We start from the raw sequence: 16,991 nt of genomic DNA on the forward strand, positions 1-16,991 counted from the left end.
GGTGCCCCAGGGACGCCCGGCGAGGATGCCGTCCGGGCGGGGGCCGTCTCCCTCCATGGTCGCCGATTCCCGGCCGGGGCGCGGTCCCAGGCCGGGAGATGACAGGCCGTCACGTCGCTGTCGGGCGCCTCGTGCCGCTGTCGCCGAGCCCTCACCCGAGCGCGCAGGGGATCTCCATCGTCACCATCGTGGGGCCGCCGACCGGACTGCTGACGGCCAGGACACCGTCGAACGCGCCCAGACGGCGCTCTATGCCGAGGAGCCCGGTGCCCGCGCCGCCGGCGGCCGGCGCCTGCGCGCCACCGCGGCCGTTGTCGGTCACGGCGATGCGGAGCATCCCCTCCGTGTGGTGCACGTCGAGCCAGACCCGCTGGGCACCGGAGTGCTTGGCGGCGTTGGTCAGCACCTCGCTGACGGCGAAGTACGCGGCCGACTCCACCGGCGCCTCGGCCCTGCCCGGCAGCTCCACGTCGACCTCGACGGACAGCGGCATCCGCAGCGCCAGGGCCCGCAGGGCGTCGCCCAGGCCGCGCTCGGCCAGGACGGGCGGATGGATGCCGCGCACCAGGTCGCGCAGCTCGGTCAGGGCCTCGGCGGAGTTCGCGCGGGCGGCGGCCAGCAGCCGCTTGGCCTGGGCCGGGTCCTTCTCGATCAGCGCCTCGATGGTGCCCAGGCTCATGCCCATGGCCACGAGCCGGGCCTGGGCGCCGTCGTGCAGATCACGCTCGATGCGGCGCAGCTCCGCGGCGGAGCTGTCGACCGCGTCGTGCCGGGACTCGGTGAGCTGGTCGACGCGCAGGGCCAGCTCGCGCTCGCGGGTGGGTTGGAGAAGCACCTTCGCCATGCGGAAGTGGAGGCGCAGGAGGGCCTGGTTCACGAAGAGGCCGAGGACACCGAAGGCGAGCCCGGTGACGGCCGCCAGGTTGGCGGTGAACTGGTCGGTGATGGGCACGAACGCGAACCACTGCGTGCCATCGGCCCGGACGATCGGCTTCCACACCCCGCAGGCCAGCACCGGGCCCCAGATCGCGTACACGAGCAGCACCGCCGGCAGCAGCGCCAGGATCGCGCCCCCGGTCAGGTCCGCCAGCAGCCACTGCATGTCGCGCCAGGTCGCCTTGTCCTTCAGCAGGGCGACGCACAGCTCCAGCTGCCCGACGAGGCCCCCGCGGTGGGCGGGCAGCGGCTGGTACGGCGCCGGAATGCGCACGTCCGCCCAGTCGAGGGCCTGGACGCGGCGCTGGTTGGCGTAGGCGCGGATGGCGTTCACCAGGACGGGCGTGGTGTAGAGGCCGATCCCCAGCACCATCAGGACCAGGGACACCAGGGTCAGGGTGAAGAGCAGGGTCGACACCACCAGCCCGTAGACCATCAGCCACAGCCCGCGGGCTCCGGCGAGTAGAGCGGTGCCGACCTTCATTCGTGTCTCCCAGCGACTGTCCCCGTGCTCGTCCTTCGAGCACGGGGTCCAGTCTGAGCGACCCCGCCCGGCTCGGTCACGGGGGCCACTACCCCGGCCGTGGTGTACCTAGCCCCCCTCTGACCTCGCCGTTCCGGCCGGGAGGCCGCTTTCAGTAGGAGGCGGGCGGCGCGTACTTGTAGCCCACCCGGCGGACGGTCACGATCGAGGCGCGGTGCTCGGCCCCCATCTTGCGGCGCAGCCGGGCCACATGGACGTCCACGGTGCGGCCGTCGCCCACGTGCCCGTAACCCCAGACCGTGGTCACCAACTGGTCGCGGGTGTGCACCCGGTGCGGGTGCGCGACGAGGTGGGCCAGCAGCTCGAACTCCAGGTACGTCAGGTCCAGCGGCCGTCCCGCCACCCGGGCGATCCGCTGCTCGGGGTCGATGCGCACGAGCGCGTCGCCCTCGGAGGCGGGGGCGACGGTCTCGGGGACCGGCTGCTCGGCCGGTACGAGCACCAGATAGCCGATCATCGGCGGCTGTCCCGGCAGTGTGGGCACGGTGTGCTGGGGCGCGGGCAGCCACGTCGCCGCACCGGAGTGCAGCAGCTCGGCGACCGGCGCCACCTCGTCGGGGGCGACGGCCCGCAGTCGGTGGCGGTGCGCGGGATGAACGGCGGGAGCGGTGGCCGGCGCCGCCTGGGCGTGCGCGGAGCGGGCGGCCTGGGCGGGCACGGTCAGGGTACGGAGGTTCGTCATGGAGAGCTCAGCTCTTTCGCGCGAGAGACCGTCGAGGGGACGTGCGATGCGCGGGCCATTGGCCGGACGGGGGACCGGCGGCTGACTTCGACGTGAGGGTCAGCGGGAGGAGTGGGCCTGCGCGGAAGTCGCGCGGCAACACACTCGGTCGAAATCGTGGTGCTGACGGGAAGGCCAGAAAGGCTCCAGGTCGCTGCGACCCGTCGCGGTGTTCTGGAAGCTGGCCATGCCCCTATTGAAGCATGACCTGCGACGGAACAGCAGCGCCCTCCTGCCGGTTGATACGGAACCTTGGCAGGGGGCGCCGCCGCGGGCGGCGCCGCGTCACGACGGCGTGCACCGGCCGCCGGCGCCACCGGCCATCGGCGTTCGGGCCGTCGGCGCACCGGCGCCCTCAGCACACCAGCCCTCAGCGCACCGGCAGCCGCTTGCGCCAGTCCAGTGGCGCGACGTCTATCACCTGGTCCGGGTCGCCGTCCCACGTCACCGGCAGACCGGCCGCCGTGAGGGCGGCCACCACCTCGCGTCCGACGGCGGCGGTGGCGGCACGGCCGTCGGCCTCGTCGTGCTCCGCGTCCTCGGGGTCCGTACGGTGGTGGCCGTAGGACAGCGACAGGCCGTGGCCCTCGGCGGCCCCGTCCGCGTCCTGGTGGTGGAAGAAGACGAAGCCGTGGTCACCCTCGGCGGCCTCGGCGCCTATCTCCGCGAACCCGCACTTCGTGCAGCACGTGAAGTTCATCCGGGCCGTGATCCCGCGCTCCTGGAGCGCCGCGAAAACCTCCGCGAGCCGATCGACGTCCGTCACCTCGGGCCAGCTCTCCTGCTCCGTCAGCCGCTCGCGCCACAGCCGCCCGACGATCTGCCGCGCGGCCGGCACGGACAACGGCGTACCGCCGTCGACGTAGAAGTAGTCGGACAGGCCCTCGGCGAGCTCCTCGCGCGTGCCGAACCCGCGCCGGATCATCAGCCCGGCGTGCTCCTCGGCCTCCTCCAGCAGCTCCGGATCGAGCTCCGCCGCGAGGTCCCGGCCGGAGTCGGCGTCGGGGTCCCCATCGGTCTCACCGTCGGCCTCCGCCTCGGCCGGCGGCAGTTCGACCCGCTCCCAGGCGTGCCCGTCCGCCCAGCCGCCCGCGTTCTCCGCCCACGCCACGAAGACGGCGACGACCTCCTCCGCGCTGCTCATCCGCACCCCGAAGTGGCGCTCCGCCGAACCGTCGCGGTACTCCACCTCGTAAGGGCCGTCGCCCTCGTGCCAGGTCTGGATGTAGTGGTCGCCCTCCTCCTCGGCGACCAGCCGCTCGACCACCGCGAACCGGTCTCCGTCCCCGCCCAGCCGGCCGATCAGCTCGGCCAGCTCCTCGGCGGTGACCGACGAACGGACCTCGCCGGGCTCGGTGTTCACGGTGATGGGCAGCATGGATCCCCCTCGCTCAGTGAGCCGCCCGCGATCAGCGACCCGCGTAGGAGGATCCTGCCACCCGCCACTGACAATCAGCTCCCGCTCCCGCCGGCCACGACCGGGTAGTGGTCGGAGAGGTCGGTGTACGTGTAGTCCTTGCCCCAGCTGGAGACGGTCCACGGCGCGGACGGCTCCTTGACCACCGAGTTCCGCCAGGCCGCGGGGCGCGCGTGGCCGTTGCGGTGCAGCACGTAGTCGAGGTCCTCACGGCCGTCCGTCGGATAGCGGTAGGCCGCGATGGAGTTCTCCTTCGTGTCGAAGGAGTACGGGTGGCCGGTGCGGGAATCCGAGGGCGCGAGATCGGCGTTCGCGAGCATCGACGCGTATTCGGAGCCGTGCGAATCGACATTCAGATCGCCCGCGAGCATCACCTGCTCACCCGCCGGAATCCTCTTCGCGTCCAGGAAGGCGTCGATCTGCCGGAACTGCTTGGCCCGGTCCGCCACCGCCTCGCCCGCCTTGCAACCGCTGTCGGTCGACTGCGTGTGCGTGCCCACCAGGTGCACCTTCGTACCGTTCACATTCAACACGACATAGGCGAAACCCTTGTTGGACCACCAGTCCGCGCCGCACGCGTCCTGGAATATCACCTGTTCCTTGCGGACGATCGGCCACTTGCTGAGGACGGTGACGCCGCCGTCCTCCGGCGTGGTGGAGGAGTAATTCCCGCTCGTGGCATCCCAGCCGTCCTTGCTCCGCCCGACGATCGGCGTCTGATACGGATACCGCCCGGCCGCATTGGCCTTCAGCGCGTCCGAGGCGCTGTTGTCGAACGCCTCCTGCAGGACGACGACGTCATTCCCCTGGAAGAATCCGGCGGCGGGTATCTCCTTGGCGCGGTGGTCCTGACCCCAATTGGGGTAGACGTTCCTGCTCATGAGGAAGGTGTTGTACGTGAGCACCTTCAGCTCCGGCACCGCGACGGCGCTCGCGCCGCCGCCCGTAGCGGCCTCGGCGGCGACCCCGGTCGAGGCGGCCACGGCGGTCTGCGGGAGCGCCGCGGTGAGCGTGACGGCCGCGAGCGCGGTGGCGAGCGCGGAGGCGATTCCGGCCTGGCGGGCATGCTTGACGAGCGGCACTGCATCTCCCTGGGTGGGGGTGGGGACGGCCGGCGCTGATGCGGGCGGGGCCCCTGGGTCGGGTGGGGGAACGAGCCGTGCTCATCAAATCAGCGTGAGTTACCTCCGGATAGCCTCCAGGTGATCAATTCCCCTACGGAAGCGGTCGACTTCGTACAGCGACGGAGCGGTGTGTTCAATGCGCCGGTGATTCGTTTGAGCCGTCGGGCGACCCGGAAGGAACAAGAGGCCCGCACCAGACGAGGAGCCCCATGCCCAGCCACTCCAGCGACCGGCGCCAAGGTCTCCTCCTCGACTTCGGCGGGGTGCTGACGACCCCGATCGCCGACGCCACACGGGACTTCTGCCTGTGCGAGGGGCTCGCCCCCGACGCCTTCCTGACCGTCATCTCGACGGACCCGGTGGGGCGTGAGCTGTACACGAGCCTGGAGCGCGGCACCATCACCCAGGCCGAGTGGAACGCCCGCACCGCGCCCCTGCTGGGCGTCGACGCCACCGACCTCCTCGGCCGAGTCCTGACCGGCCTCCGCCCGGAGCCCACGCTGATCGACGCCGCGCGCACCGCCCGCCGCGCGGGGGTGAAGGTCGGCATCCTCTCCAACAGCCTCGGCTCCGCGCCCCACGACCCGTACGCGGGCTACGACCTCGACACCGAGTACGACCTCGTCGTCCTCTCCGAGCACCACGGGACCCGCAAGCCCGAACCGGCGATCTACGCCACGGCGCTGGACCTCATGGAACTCCCCGCTGACGCCTGCGTATTCGTCGACGACAACGCCCGCAATCTGGAGCCCGCGCGGGATCTCGGCATGGCCGTCGTCCTCGACGCCGATCCGTCCGACACGGTCACCCGGCTGGAAGAGCTCCTCGGCCTGCGGCTGAGGTGACGATGCCCGCCGCGCGTGCGGCACGCCGGCGCCCGGGCCCTGACGTCCGCACTCGCGGAACCGGGATCGAGAGTGTCGCGTCCACTCAGAGCGGCGCGGAGAGCGTCACGGGACGCGAGGGAGGACGGACATGACCGGAACAGCCACCCGCTATCTCCATCTCGTCCGGCACGCCGAGGCACTGCCGGACGAGAGCGGGCTGACGGACACCGGTGAGCGCCAGGCCGTCCTGCTCGGCCGCCGCCTGCGCCACCTCCCGCTCTCGGCGGTTCACCACGGCCCCCTGCCACGCGCGGCGCGGACCGCGCAGCTGATAGGCGAGCAGCTCACCGGCGTCCCCCTGCACGCCACGCCGGCCGCCGGGGACTACGTACCGTATGTACCGGAAGCGGGCGAGCTGCCGCCCGACAGCGCTGACCTCTTCCTCCGCTTCCTGGAGCGGTTCACCCCGGAGGAACGGCAAGAGGGCCCGCCACTGGCCCGGCAGGCGGTGGAGCGGTTCACCGGCCCCGTCGAGGGCGGCGTGGACCGGCATGAACTGGTCGTCACCCACAACTTCCTGATCGGCTGGCTCGTACGACACGCCCTGGACGCCCCGGCCTGGCGCTGGCTCGGCATCGACCACGCCAACGCTGCCCTGACCGCCATCCGCTACGCCCCGGGCCGCCCGCCCGCCGTCCTGTTCCACAACGACATGCGGCACCTGCCCGCCGACCTGCGCTGGACGGGCTTCCCTCCCGAACTCCACCTGTGAGGCCCGTGGGCACCCGCGCGGTCCCCGCCGGCCCGCCTCCCGGTCAGCGCTCGGAGCGCGCGAGCGCTTCCCGTACGGCCTCGTCCGTGCGCGCGACCACCGCCGTGCCGTCGTCGGCCGTGATGATCGGCCGCTGAATCAGCTTCGGATGCCGGGCGAGCGCCGCGATCCAGCGGTCGCGGGCGTCCGCGTCGCGTGGCCAGTCCTTGAGGCCGAGCTCCTTCGCCACCGCCTCCTGCGTGCGGGTGATGTCCCACGGTTCGAGCCCGAGCCGGTCGAGGACCGCGCCGATCTCCGCTTCGCTCGGCACGTCGTCGAGGTAGCGGCGGACGGTGTAGCCGGCCCCTTCCGCGTCCAGCAGCGTGAGGGCGCTCCGGCACTTCGAACAGGCGGGGTTGATCCAGATCTCCATGCCCGCCACCGTATCGCGAGACCCGTCAAATGCCGTCTGAGCTGGGTCGATTGTCAGTGCCCGGCAGTAAAATAGGGGGTGTTGAGCGAGGGCTCACGACCGCGTCAGGAGGATGCCGATGGCCATAGCCGCTACACCTCTCCCGAACCTCCCCACTCTGCCGACCCTGCCGAAGAAGAAGCTGCCCGCCGGCCGGCCCCGCGACTGGTACGAGTCGCACAACCGCCGGCTGAAGGCCATGCGCCTGGCCATCGCCCTGCTCCACTCCGGCGTCGTCCGCCCGGCGCAGGCCAACAACCGCCGGATACGCAGGGTCGCGGGCCAGATCGGCGTCCATCAGCCTTCCGCCACGACCTGCCGGATGGTGCGCTCCCTGATCCCCGACGACAGCCACTGAGACCGCGAGCTCCGCGCCGGGCACCGGGCCCTTGCCTCCCCCGAGGAAGGCAAGGGCCCGGTCGTACTGTCGGCATCTCGGCGGGATACCCTTCCTGAAGTTTGCCTAAAAAGACGATAAAGGTCGGCAAAGACGCCGAATGGGGTCCGGCCCCTGAATGCGCATCACCCAGAAGGACCACCTGACATGACGACCCCGCCGCCCCAGCCGCCGCCCACGCCGCCCAGCCCGCCCACGCCGCCTTCCGCGCCGCCCGCTCCGCCGCAAGCACCCGTTCCGCCGCCCTGGGGAATGGCACCGGGACCGGGAATGCCGCCGGGGCCTCCCTCGCCCTATTTCCCGCCGCCGCCCGAGCAGCCGGGCAACGGCCTGGGCATCACGGCACTGGTGCTGGGAATCGTCGGCGCGGTGTCCGGGCTCGTGCCGTTCCTCTTCTGGCTCGCGGCCCCGCTGGGAATCGCCGCCATCGTCTTCGGCCTGATCGGCTGGTCCCGGGTGCGCAAGGGCAGGGCCACCCACAAGGGGATGTCGGTCGCGGGCACCGTCCTCGGTGGTGTCTCCCTCGCACTGGCCGTCGTCGGTGTCTTCCTGACCATCAGCTTCGTCCACGAGGTGAGGAAGGACGCGGACGAGGAGGACCGCAAGGTGAGCACCGAGTCGAGCGCGCAGCCCACGCCGTCCGCCGGCACCGGTGACGACGCGGACGACGAGCCCGGTGACGGCCAGGCCCCCGTCGAGAAGCGCACCCTCGACTTCGGCAACACCGCCCGTTACAGGAACGGCCTCAAGGTCACGGTCGCCAAGCCCGAGGAGATCGAGCTCAGCACCCACAGCGCCAAGGAGGGCTACGTCGCCTACAAGGTGACCGTGGTCATCGAGAACGGCACCGACAAGGACGTCAACCTCGACCTGACCCGCGTCTCCGCCCGGGACGGCGACGGCGCCGGCGTCGAGCGCACATACGACTTCAGCAAGGGCGTCACCTTCAACCAGGGCATCACCGGCCGCCCCCACCCGGGCAAGTCGCTGACCGGCACCTACGTCTACCTGGTCCCCGAGAAGAAGGCCCACGACCGCATGGAGATCAGCGTCGAACCCGGCGTAATCGACTACAAGGAAGCGGCCTGGACGGGCTCCGTCAAGTAACCCCCGGCCCGCTTCCACCTGAGCCCCTGCCACCGCCCACCGGGCGGTGGCAGGGGCTCAGGTGTTCCGGCGGCAAACACCGAGCCCCGCCACCGCCCGAAGGCAGTGGCGGGGCTCAAGGCGTTCAGCTCGGCGAGCCGGCGCCGGACCGCGCGGCTTAGAGGTCGAAGTACATCTCGAACTCGTGCGGGTGCGGGCGCAGCTGGATCGGGGCGATTTCCTGGGTGCGCTTGTAGTCGATCCAGGTCTCGATCAGGTCGGACGTGAAGACGCCGCCCACCTGGAGGTACTCGTTGTCGGCCTCCAGGGCCTCGAGGACCGCCGGGAGGGAGGTGGGGACCTGGGGGACGCCCGCGTGCTCGTCGGGGGCGAGCTCGTAGAGGTCCTTGTCGATCGGCTCGGCCGGCTCGATCTTGTTCTTGACGCCGTCGAGGCCGGCCAGGAGGAGGGCCGAGAAGGCGAGGTAGGGGTTCGAGGACGGGTCCGGGGCGCGGAACTCGACGCGCTTGGCCTTCGGGTTGGAGCCCGTGATCGGGATGCGCATGGCGGCGGAGCGGTTGCGCTGGGAGTAGACCAGGTTGACCGGGGCCTCGAAACCGGGGACCAGGCGGTGGTAGGAGTTCACCGTCGGGTTGGTGAAGGCCAGCAGCGACGGGGCGTGCTTGAGGATGCCGCCGATGTAGTAGCGGGCGGTGTCGGAGAGGCCCGCGTAGCCCTGCTCGTCGTAGAAGAGCGGGTCGCCGTTGGACCACAGCGACTGGTGGACGTGCATGCCCGAGCCGTTGTCACCGAAGATCGGCTTGGGCATGAAGGTCGCGGTCTTGCCGTTGCGCCAGGCGACGTTCTTCACGATGTACTTGAAGAGCATCAGGTCGTCGGCCGCGGCCAGCAGCGTGTTGAACTTGTAGTTGATCTCGGCCTGGCCGGCCGTGCCGACCTCGTGGTGCTGACGCTCGACCTGGAGGCCCTGTGCGTCCAGCTCCAGGGAGATCTCGGCGCGCAGGTCGGCGAAGTGGTCGACCGGCGGGGTCGGGAAATAGCCGCCCTTGTAGCGGACCTTGTAGCCGCGGTTGTTCTCGACCGCACCGGTGTTCCAGGCGCCGGCCTCGGAGTCGATGTGGTAGAACGACTCGTTCGCGGCGGTGTTGAAGCGCACGCTGTCGAAGACGTAGAACTCGGCCTCGGGGCCGAAGTACGCGGTGTCCGCGATGCCGGTGGAGGCGAGGTAGGCCTCGGCCTTCTTGGCGATGTTGCGCGGGTCGCGGCTGTACTGCTCGCCCGTGATCGGGTCGTGGATAAAGAAGTTGATGTTGAGCGTCTTGTCCTTGCGGAACGGGTCGAGGCGTGCCGTCGACAGGTCCGCGCGCAGCGCCATGTCGGACTCGTGGATGGCCTGGAAACCGCGGATCGACGAGCCGTCGAACGCGAGCTCCTCGGCCGGGTCGAACGCCGCCGCCGGAATCGTGAAGTGCTGCATCACGCCAGGCAGGTCGCAGAAGCGGACATCGACGAACTTGACGTCCTCGTCCGCGATGAACTTCTTGGCGTCGTCGCCGTTCTGGAACATCCAACTCCTCCTAGCCCGGCCGTGAACGGTCGGGGTTGCTTCGGTGGCGCTGTCCATATGCGGGGCCATATGCGGGTCCATATGGGGTCCATACGCTGTGGGGCGCTGGGGCCGACCCTAGAGAGACGGGATTTCCCAAGCATGACCCATTTGTTTCGCCGAGGTTAACCGGAGCGCGGCCCGTGTCCGGCCGAAACGCCGTACGCCCGACCCGGGCCGAAGGGAACGTATGCGGTCGCAGTACCGTGGACCGGTGGACAACAGGCAAGCAATCGGCTCATGGCTCTCCGGCCCGCGCGCGGCCGCCGAGGAGATGGGCGTCGACTTCGGGTACCGGGGTGAGCGTCTCGGGCTGCCGGAGAGCGGGCCGGGCTCGGTCGCGCCGCTCGGGCGGCGCATGGGAGCGATCTTCATCGACTGGGCGCTGTGCATGCTCATCGCCTACGCCCTCCTCGCGGACGGCAAGCCCCAGCAGGCGGGCAACTGGGCCCTGCTGATCTTCTTCGTACTCAGTGTGATCACGGTGGGTACGGTCGGCTGCACACCCGGAAAGCGGCTCCTCGGGCTGCGGGTCATCAGCGAGGGCGGCGGGCGGCTCACGCTCCCGCGCGTCCTACTGCGCAGCGTACTCCTCGCGGTCGTCGTCCCCGCCGTCATCTGGGACCGGGACACCCGCGGCCTCCACGACCGGCTCGCCCGCGCCGTCCAGGTGCGGATCTGAGGGGCGCGGCAGCGGCACGCAAGTGCAAGAGGGCGGGGCGGAACCTCTCGGTTCCGCCCCGCCCTCGTTCGGTCGTGATCCGCCTCAGCGGCCCTTCGGTGCCCGCACGCCCTTCGGCATCGGCCCCTTCGGGATGGGCATGTTGCTCATCATGTCGCCCAGCGCCCGCAGCCGGTCGTTGGTGGCCGTCACCTGCGGACCCGGGACGACGCGCTGCAGCTTGAGCAGGGTCGTACGGAGCTTCCTGACCGGCACCTGGCCCTCGCCGTCGCCCACGACGATGTCGTGCACCGGCACGTCCGAGACGATGCGCGCCATGCGCTTCTTCTCGGCCGCGAGCAGGCTCTTCACCCGGTTGGGGTTGCCCTCTCCGACGAGCACGATGCCGGCCTTGCCGACGGCCCGGTGCACCACGTCCTGGCTGCGGTTCATCGCCACCGCCGGGGTGATGGTCCAGCCGCGGCCGACGTTCTCCAGGACCGCGGCGGCGGCTCCCGGCTGTCCTTCGAGCTGCCCGAAGGCGGCATGCTCGGCGCGCCGCCCGAAGACGATCGCCATCGCGAGGAAGGCCAGCAGGAAGCCCAGGATGCCCAGGTAGACCGGGTGGCCGATCCAGAAGCCGATCGCGAGGAGGACACCGAAGGTGACGATTCCCACAGCCGCGACGACAAGACCGACCTTCGAGTCGACCTTCTTGGTCATCTTGTAGGTCAGGGCGATCTGCTTCAGTCGCCCGGGGTTCTCGGATGTTTCCTTCCTCGCCATAAAACGCAGTTTACGTCGCCCGCGGACCTGGGGCGGCCACGGCCTCCAGCACATACTGCGCCTCGCGCCGGTCCTTGGCGCGGCGTCGGTCCTCCAGCACCGCCGTCCAGGCGTTCCGGCGGGCGGTGCGCTGCCCACCGCGCATCAGCAGCCCCTCCAGGGCGCGCAGGGCGTCCGTGACGGACGGAGGGCGTACGGAGAGCGTGGCGGGCAGTGCTGAGGGCGGAGCGGAAGAGGCGCGAACCGGCGCGGCCTGCATGTCGTGGTCCCCTCGGGAGCGGAAGTGGTGACTGGACAGCGGGGGGCTGGCGGTGCGGTGTGACCGATGTACTGCTGCGGTGCGTGCTTCCATCGTTACTGAACGGTGTTACCAATGGATGACGTGTTGGTCAAACACCTATGAAACGTTGACGCGGCCCGTACCGTGCCCCCCTGTGGGAGGGCTCGGTACGGGCCGCGAGATCAACGGGACGGGCTTCAGACCGCCTGGGTCGACGCCTCCGCCGCGCGCCGCTCCATCGCCTGCTGGTGCAGCCGGCCCGCGCGGTACGAGGAACGGACCAGGGGACCGGACATGACTCCGGCGTAGCCGATCTCGTCCGCCTCCTGCTTCAGCTCCACGAACTCCTGCGGCTTCACCCAGCGCTCCACCGGGTGGTGGCGCACGGACGGGCGCAGGTACTGGGTGATGGTGATCAGGTCGCAGCCGGCCTCGTGCAGGTCGCGCAGCGCCTCGCTGATCTCCTCGCGGGTCTCGCCCATGCCGAGGATGAGGTTCGACTTGGTCACCAGGCCGGCCTCGCGGGCCTTGGTGATGACCTCCAGCGAACGCTCGTAGCGGAAGCCCGGACGGATCCGCTTGAAGATCCGCGGGACCGTCTCGACGTTGTGGGCGAAGACCTCCGGGCGGGCGGCGAAGACCTCCTCCAGCAGCGCGGGAACGGCGTTGAAGTCGGGGGCGAGCAGCTCGACCTTGGTGCGGCCGGCCTCGCGCCCGGCCGTCTGGAGGTGGATCTGGCGCACGGTCTCGGCGTACAGCCAGGCGCCGCCGTCCTCCAGGTCGTCGCGGGCGACGCCGGTGATGGTGGCGTAGTTCAGGTCCATCGTGACGACGGACTCGCCCACGCGGCGCGGCTCGTCGCGGTCCAGCGCCTGCGGCTTGCCGGTGTCGATCTGGCAGAAGTCACAGCGCCGGGTGCACTGGTCGCCACCGATGAGGAACGTCGCCTCGCGGTCCTCCCAGCATTCGTAGATGTTGGGACAGCCCGCCTCCTGGCAGACGGTGTGCAGGCCCTCGCGCTTCACCAAACCCTGAAGCTCGGTGTACTCGGGACCCATCTTCGCCCGGGTCTTGATCCACTCGGGCTTGCGCTCGATGGGGGTCTGGGCGTTCCGGACCTCCAAGCGCAGCATCTTGCGTCCGTCGGGTGCGACAGCGGACACGTCCGGCTCCCTATGACTTCGATTCCTCGGCGAACACCAGGGTACGCCCGTTAATTCATACGTGTTTACGTGCAGTGGTTACGGGTTGGACAACCTCCACCGCGCGGGGCTCATTCCCGGGCTACACCGCCCTCGGCAGCGGCTCGGCGGTCTCCAGGACCTCCCGCAGCCGTTTCTCCACCACCGGCAGCACCTCGGCCACCGGCACCCGCCGGCCCAGCTCGTTGGAGAGCGAGGTCACGCCCGCGTCGCGGATCCCGCAGGGCACGATCCGGTCGAACCAGGTGTTGTCCGGGTCACAGTTCAGCGCGAAGCCGTGCATCGTCACGCCCTTGGCGATCCGGATGCCGATGGCCGCGAGCTTGCGGTCCTCGCGGCGCTGGCCGGCGTTGGACGGCGCGTACTCCGGGCCGTTGAGCCGGGCGTCGAACTCCTCGTCCGTCAGCCGCGGGTCGAAGTCAAGGTCCAGCCCGCCGACCGCCGGACGCTCCGCCACCGGGTCGCCCAGCACCCACACGCCGCTGCGGCCCTCCACCCGGGTGGTCTCCAGGCCGAAGTCCGCGCAGGTGAGGATCAGGGCCTCCTCCAGGCGCCGTACGTGCGCGATCACGTCGACCGGGCGCGGCAGCTTCAGGATCGGATAGCCCACGAGCTGGCCCGGACCGTGCCAGGTGATCTTTCCGCCGCGGTCGACGTCGACGACCGGGGTGCCGTCCAGGGGGCGCTCGCTGTCTTCCGTGCGCCGTCCGGCGGTGTAGACCGCCGGGTGCTCCAGCAGCAGGCAGGTGTCCGGGATCTCGTCCGCGAAACGCGCCGCGTGGACCCGCCGCTGCTCCTGCCATGCCTCCTGATACTCGACGGCGTCCGTCCCGAAGCCCAGGTGGACAAAGCGCAGCTCACTCACGGCAGCTCCTCTTCGAACCTATTCGAACCATGTGGTGCACATTTCGGTGCTTCTCGCGCGATTCCCGACCCGGCAGCCGCGCCCTTGCCACTGTACGGCGGCGCACTGACGTTCCCGCAGGCGGCCGGTCGACCCGGGCCGCCTTCCATGCGTATTTGATCTGTCCTCACACGATCGGATGAATGCGGGGCGAAGGTAGCGATCAGGGCGTCGGCCGGCGCTAAATTCACGCCGTTCCAGAACGCGATCAGGGAGACCGGCAGGCTGATGACGGAACGACCCCCGCAGCGCATCCCCAACCGTCAGCTAGCCGCGCTCATCGCGGAGGCGGGCTTCTCCAACGCAGGGCTGGCTCGGCGCGTCGATCAGTTAGGGCTGGAGCACGGCCTCGACCTGCGCTACGACAAGACCTCCGTCACCCGATGGCTGCGCGGGCAGCAGCCGCGCGGTACGACACCGGCGCTGATCGCCGAGGTCTTCACCCGGCGCCTGGGCCGACGGCTGTCCGCACAGGACCTCGGGCTCGACGCGTGCGCCCCGGTGTACGCCGGGCTGGAATTCGCCGCGTCCCCGGAGGAGGCCATCGACATCGTCAGCGGGCTCTGGCGAAAGGACTCCGGCAGCCACACCGAGCTGCGGAAGATCGCCTTCACCCCGGCCGGACTGGTGGTGCCCAGCCGCGACTGGCTGATCGGCCGCGCCGACGAGCGCGTCGCCCGCGGCGCCGCACCCCCGCCGCTCGCGGAGGGCGGCACCCGGGTGCCCGCCCAGCAGCGGGGCCACCCGCCGCGCCAGCGGCACGCCGAGCGCGGGCCCGGCGGCCGGGTCTCGATGGGCGACATCGCGGCGCTGCGGTCGGTGGGGGAGCTGTTCCGGACCCTCGACCACGCCTACGGCGGCGGCCACGCCCGCCAGGCCCTGGTGCGCTATCTGGAGCACGAGGCCGAGCCGATGCTGCGCGGCACGTACGGCGAGTCCACGGGACGCCGGCTCTTCGCCGCCGTCGCCGACCTGACCCGGCTCGCCGGGTGGACGTCGTACGACATCGCGGCGCACGGCCTGGCGCAGCGCTACTTCGTCCAGGCGCTGCGGCTGGCCCAGGCCGCGGGGGACCGCTCGTACGGCAGCTATGTGCTGATCACCATGAGCCGGCAGGCGGTCTATCTCGGGCACGGCCGGGAGGCGGTGCAGCTGGCCAGGGTGGCCCAGCAGGGCGTGGGCTCCGGCGCGCCGTCGGTGGTGCAGTCGCTGCTCCACGCGGTCGAGGCGCGCGGGCACGGCGTGCTCGGCGAGGTACGGGCCTGCTCGGCGTCGCTCGCGCGGGCCGAACGGGCGCTGGAGACCGCGCGGCCGGGCGACGACGTGCCGTACTGGGCCCGGTTCTTCGACGAGGCGCAGCTGGCGGACGAGTTCGGGCACTGCCACCGCGACCTCCAGCAGTACCGGGCGGCGGCGCAGCACGCGGAGCGCTCCCTGCAACTGCGCAGCCAGGCGTACGCCCGCAGCCGGCTCTTCTGCCGGGTGGTGCTGGCGACGGCGCGGCTGGGGCTGGGCGAGCTGGAACAGGCGTGCACGCTCGGGGCGGAGGCGGCGGCGCAGGCCGCGGAGATGCGGTCGGTTCGGGCGCTGGAGTATGTGCGGGACTTCGAGCGGCGGCTGGAGCCGTATCGCGATGCCGCGGCCGTACGCGCCTATCGGGAGAAGGTGGCGATGCTGTAGGGCGGGTGCGCGTTCAGGATTCGGGGCTCCGCCCCGGTCCCCGGTCCTCAATCGCCGGACGGGCTGAACGGTTGCCCGGACGGGCGTGAGTGCAGCCCGTCCGGGAGGTCCGTTACGCCGCCCTCAGCTCCTCCGCCTCCAGTGGGGTGCGGATGCCCAGGTCGCGGAGGACCGCCAGTGCCGCGCGGCGGCCCGAGAAGAGGGCGCCCTGGACGGTGCTCGTGTCGCGGTGGTCGCCGCAGACGTAGAGGCCGGACAGCAGGCGGACCGGGCGCCGGACGTCGTGCGGGGCCGGCATGGCCGGGACCGCGTCCGGGTCGTGGTGGGCGGAGAGCAGGTCCCAGTCGGTGGTGGACGTGCCGTAGACGCGGGCGAGCTGGGCGCGGGCCGCGCGGTCCAGCTGGGCGGTCGGCAGCCCGGCCGCCGTGCCGAGCACCGTCGAGGTGATCAGCGCCCGGCCGTCGGGCGTCCGGGAAGGGTCGACCTCGCTGGCGACCATGGTGTGCGCCACGGGCCCGCGCCGGCCGCCGGCGATGATCAGCGAGGCGTCGCGCAGCGGTGGCTCGGGGGCGGTGTGGTGCAGGACGGTCACCGGGTGGAAGCCCGGCAGCCGCAGGCCCGGGATCAGTTCGGCGGCGGCGCGGGCGCCGGTGGCCACGACGACCGACCGGCAGCGGATCTCGCCGTGCTCGGCGGTGCTGACGGATGTGGTGCAGGCGGCCTTGGCGTGCACGCCCGTACGGACCGTGCCGGGCGGCAGCAGCGCCGCCAGCAGCTCCGGGACCGTGTCGGCACCGCCGGCGGGCAGGCAGAGGCGGCCCCGGGCGTAGCCGCGCAGCACCAGGTCGGCGCAGCGGCTGGAGGTGGTGAGGTCCGGGTCGCACAGCAGGGACGCCAGCAGGGGGCGCAGGAAGCCCTCGACCGTACGGGCCGGCAGGCCGCGCCCGGTGAGGGTGTCGGCGGTGGGCCGGTCGGGCCGGGCGAGGACCCGGTGGGCGGGCAGGGCGGCCAGGCGGGCCAGCGCCGTGCCCAGGCGCGCCTGGTCGAGGCCGCCGGGCCGCGAGGCGCGGGCGGCGGTCGCGAAGGCGCGTGCCGTGGTGAACGCGCGCTTGCCGCCACGGGGTTCGCCCGCGCGGTGGTTGCGGCCGTCGGCGTGGACCAGCACCCCCGGGGAAAAGGGGCGCAGGGCCAGTCCGTCCAGACCCGGGGTGCGCAGGAGCTCCGGGAAGGCGGTGTTGAGCAGCTGTGCCGTACGGTCCAGCCGGAAGCCGTCGATCCGGTCGGTGGTCATCCGGCCCCCGACGTAAGGAGCGGCCTCCAGGACGGTGACGGTTACTCCGGCGGCGGTGAGCCGGTGCGCCGCCGAGAGTCCGGCGAGGCCGGCTCCCACGATGACGACGTCGGTCTCGTGTGCGGTCTCGCGTGCGCTGCTGAGCACGTGCCCTCCCGGGATCGGTCCGCTCGCTCTGGGGCCTGATGCCCTCAACGGGCAGCGGCGATGCGCGAATTGCCTCGACCGTAGAGAGAAAATCGGTCAACAACAGTCGCGCACGGACAGAGCACGGTCGCACGGCGG

The 16,991-nt window shown here is 71.4% G+C and carries 17 protein-coding genes; 6 read left to right on the top strand and 11 right to left on the bottom strand.

Translation table 11 applies throughout. The features are described from left to right. Window positions 1-151 precede the first annotated feature (151 nt). The 4 genes from ACZ303_RS00140 to sph all read right to left on the bottom strand — a co-directional run bounded on the left by ACZ303_RS00140 (window position 152) and on the right by sph (window position 4,700). A complete protein-coding gene (locus tag ACZ303_RS00140) occupies window positions 152-1,420 on the bottom strand; it encodes a sensor histidine kinase (RefSeq protein ID WP_467333387.1) in 1,269 nt (422 codons plus the stop codon). A gap of 151 nt (window positions 1,421-1,571) precedes the next feature. After that, window positions 1,572-2,162, bottom strand: a complete 591-nt coding sequence (locus ACZ303_RS00145) for a winged helix-turn-helix domain-containing protein (RefSeq protein WP_467333389.1) — start codon at window positions 2,160-2,162, stop codon at window positions 1,572-1,574. 409 nt (window positions 2,163-2,571) lie between these two features. Further along, entirely contained in the window at window positions 2,572-3,579 is a 1,008-nt protein-coding gene (locus ACZ303_RS00150; protein WP_467333391.1) for a DUF6891 domain-containing protein, read from the bottom strand. Between the two features lie 74 nt (window positions 3,580-3,653). Next, complete coding sequence (gene sph, locus ACZ303_RS00155; protein WP_467333393.1) at window positions 3,654-4,700, bottom strand: sphingomyelin phosphodiesterase; 1,047 nt, start codon at window positions 4,698-4,700, stop codon at window positions 3,654-3,656. A gap of 251 nt (window positions 4,701-4,951) precedes the next feature. Between sph and ACZ303_RS00160 the strand changes: the two genes are divergently transcribed. Together ACZ303_RS00160 and ACZ303_RS00165 are read left to right on the top strand one after the other, a co-directional pair. Next, entirely contained in the window at window positions 4,952-5,587 is a 636-nt protein-coding gene (locus tag ACZ303_RS00160; protein ID WP_467333395.1) for an HAD family hydrolase, read from the top strand. 130 nt (window positions 5,588-5,717) lie between these two features. Continuing rightward, on the top strand, window positions 5,718-6,341 hold the full coding sequence (locus tag ACZ303_RS00165) for a histidine phosphatase family protein (protein WP_467333397.1): 624 nt from the start codon (window positions 5,718-5,720) through the stop codon (window positions 6,339-6,341). Between the two features lie 43 nt (window positions 6,342-6,384). Here ACZ303_RS00165 and ACZ303_RS00170 read toward each other — a convergent pair whose 3' ends face one another. Next, entirely contained in the window at window positions 6,385-6,753 is a 369-nt protein-coding gene (locus ACZ303_RS00170) for an arsenate reductase family protein (RefSeq protein WP_467333399.1), read from the bottom strand. Window positions 6,754-6,871: 118 nt separating this feature from the next. Between ACZ303_RS00170 and ACZ303_RS00175 the strand changes: the two genes are divergently transcribed. Both ACZ303_RS00175 and ACZ303_RS00180 read left to right on the top strand, forming a co-directional pair. Next, entirely contained in the window at window positions 6,872-7,150 is a 279-nt protein-coding gene (locus tag ACZ303_RS00175; RefSeq protein ID WP_467333401.1) for a hypothetical protein, read from the top strand. 309 nt (window positions 7,151-7,459) lie between these two features. Further along, a complete protein-coding gene (locus ACZ303_RS00180; protein WP_467333403.1) occupies window positions 7,460-8,296 on the top strand; it encodes a DUF4190 domain-containing protein in 837 nt (278 codons plus the stop codon). 157 nt (window positions 8,297-8,453) lie between these two features. Here ACZ303_RS00180 and glnA read toward each other — a convergent pair whose 3' ends face one another. Next, a complete protein-coding gene (gene glnA, locus ACZ303_RS00185) occupies window positions 8,454-9,863 on the bottom strand; it encodes a type I glutamate--ammonia ligase (RefSeq protein WP_467333405.1) in 1,410 nt (469 codons plus the stop codon). A gap of 253 nt (window positions 9,864-10,116) precedes the next feature. On the opposite strand from glnA, the gene ACZ303_RS00190 reads away from it, so the two are divergent. Next, window positions 10,117-10,584 carry an RDD family protein gene (locus tag ACZ303_RS00190; RefSeq protein ID WP_467333407.1) on the top strand — a complete coding sequence of 156 codons (468 nt, stop codon included), beginning with the start codon at window positions 10,117-10,119 and terminating at the stop codon, window positions 10,582-10,584. Between the two features lie 84 nt (window positions 10,585-10,668). On the opposite strand, the gene ACZ303_RS00195 is transcribed toward ACZ303_RS00190, so the two are convergent. From ACZ303_RS00195 to lipB, 4 genes are all read right to left on the bottom strand, one after another. Further along, window positions 10,669-11,349, bottom strand: a complete 681-nt coding sequence (locus ACZ303_RS00195) for a DUF4191 domain-containing protein (protein ID WP_467333408.1) — start codon at window positions 11,347-11,349, stop codon at window positions 10,669-10,671. 10 nt (window positions 11,350-11,359) lie between these two features. Then, complete coding sequence (locus ACZ303_RS00200; protein ID WP_467333410.1) at window positions 11,360-11,608, bottom strand: SCO2195 family GlnR-regulated protein; 249 nt, start codon at window positions 11,606-11,608, stop codon at window positions 11,360-11,362. 218 nt (window positions 11,609-11,826) lie between these two features. Further along, window positions 11,827-12,792 (bottom strand): lipoyl synthase, encoded by a 966-nt coding sequence (gene lipA / locus ACZ303_RS00205; protein ID WP_467333412.1) that lies wholly within the window; start codon window positions 12,790-12,792, stop codon window positions 11,827-11,829. A gap of 121 nt (window positions 12,793-12,913) precedes the next feature. Further along, the gene (gene lipB, locus ACZ303_RS00210; RefSeq protein WP_467333414.1) at window positions 12,914-13,696 is read right to left on the bottom strand and encodes a lipoyl(octanoyl) transferase LipB; all 783 of its coding nucleotides are present in this window, start codon (window positions 13,694-13,696) and stop codon (window positions 12,914-12,916) included. Between the two features lie 267 nt (window positions 13,697-13,963). On the opposite strand from lipB, the gene ACZ303_RS00215 reads away from it, so the two are divergent. After that, the gene (locus ACZ303_RS00215; protein ID WP_467333416.1) at window positions 13,964-15,415 is read left to right on the top strand and encodes a regulator; all 1,452 of its coding nucleotides are present in this window, start codon (window positions 13,964-13,966) and stop codon (window positions 15,413-15,415) included. A 112-nt stretch (window positions 15,416-15,527) separates the two neighbouring features. Here ACZ303_RS00215 and ACZ303_RS00220 read toward each other — a convergent pair whose 3' ends face one another. Beyond that, the gene (locus ACZ303_RS00220) at window positions 15,528-16,853 is read right to left on the bottom strand and encodes an NAD(P)/FAD-dependent oxidoreductase (RefSeq protein WP_467333418.1); all 1,326 of its coding nucleotides are present in this window, start codon (window positions 16,851-16,853) and stop codon (window positions 15,528-15,530) included. Window positions 16,854-16,991 lie beyond the last annotated feature (138 nt).

Source organism: Streptomyces sp. NPDC023527 (assembly GCF_055560115.1).

What these genes read in the sequence shown, in the direction of transcription:
- ACZ303_RS00140 (WP_467333387.1), bottom strand. Translation starts at nt 1,420, where the DNA reads ATGAAGGTCGGCACCGCTCTACTCGCCGGAGCCCGCGGGCTGTGGCTG.
- ACZ303_RS00145 (WP_467333389.1), bottom strand. Translation starts at nt 2,162, where the DNA reads ATGACGAACCTCCGTACCCTGACCGTGCCCGCCCAGGCCGCCCGCTCC.
- ACZ303_RS00150 (WP_467333391.1), bottom strand. Translation starts at nt 3,579, where the DNA reads ATGCTGCCCATCACCGTGAACACCGAGCCCGGCGAGGTCCGTTCGTCG.
- ACZ303_RS00160 (WP_467333395.1), top strand. Translation starts at nt 4,952, where the DNA reads ATGCCCAGCCACTCCAGCGACCGGCGCCAAGGTCTCCTCCTCGACTTC.
- ACZ303_RS00165 (WP_467333397.1), top strand. Translation starts at nt 5,718, where the DNA reads ATGACCGGAACAGCCACCCGCTATCTCCATCTCGTCCGGCACGCCGAG.
- ACZ303_RS00170 (WP_467333399.1), bottom strand. Translation starts at nt 6,753, where the DNA reads ATGGAGATCTGGATCAACCCCGCCTGTTCGAAGTGCCGGAGCGCCCTC.
- ACZ303_RS00175 (WP_467333401.1), top strand. Translation starts at nt 6,872, where the DNA reads ATGGCCATAGCCGCTACACCTCTCCCGAACCTCCCCACTCTGCCGACC.
- ACZ303_RS00180 (WP_467333403.1), top strand. Translation starts at nt 7,460, where the DNA reads ATGCCGCCGGGGCCTCCCTCGCCCTATTTCCCGCCGCCGCCCGAGCAG.
- glnA (WP_467333405.1), bottom strand. Translation starts at nt 9,863, where the DNA reads ATGTTCCAGAACGGCGACGACGCCAAGAAGTTCATCGCGGACGAGGAC.
- ACZ303_RS00195 (WP_467333408.1), bottom strand. Translation starts at nt 11,349, where the DNA reads ATGGCGAGGAAGGAAACATCCGAGAACCCCGGGCGACTGAAGCAGATC.
- ACZ303_RS00200 (WP_467333410.1), bottom strand. Translation starts at nt 11,608, where the DNA reads ATGCAGGCCGCGCCGGTTCGCGCCTCTTCCGCTCCGCCCTCAGCACTG.
- ACZ303_RS00215 (WP_467333416.1), top strand. Translation starts at nt 13,964, where the DNA reads ATGACGGAACGACCCCCGCAGCGCATCCCCAACCGTCAGCTAGCCGCG.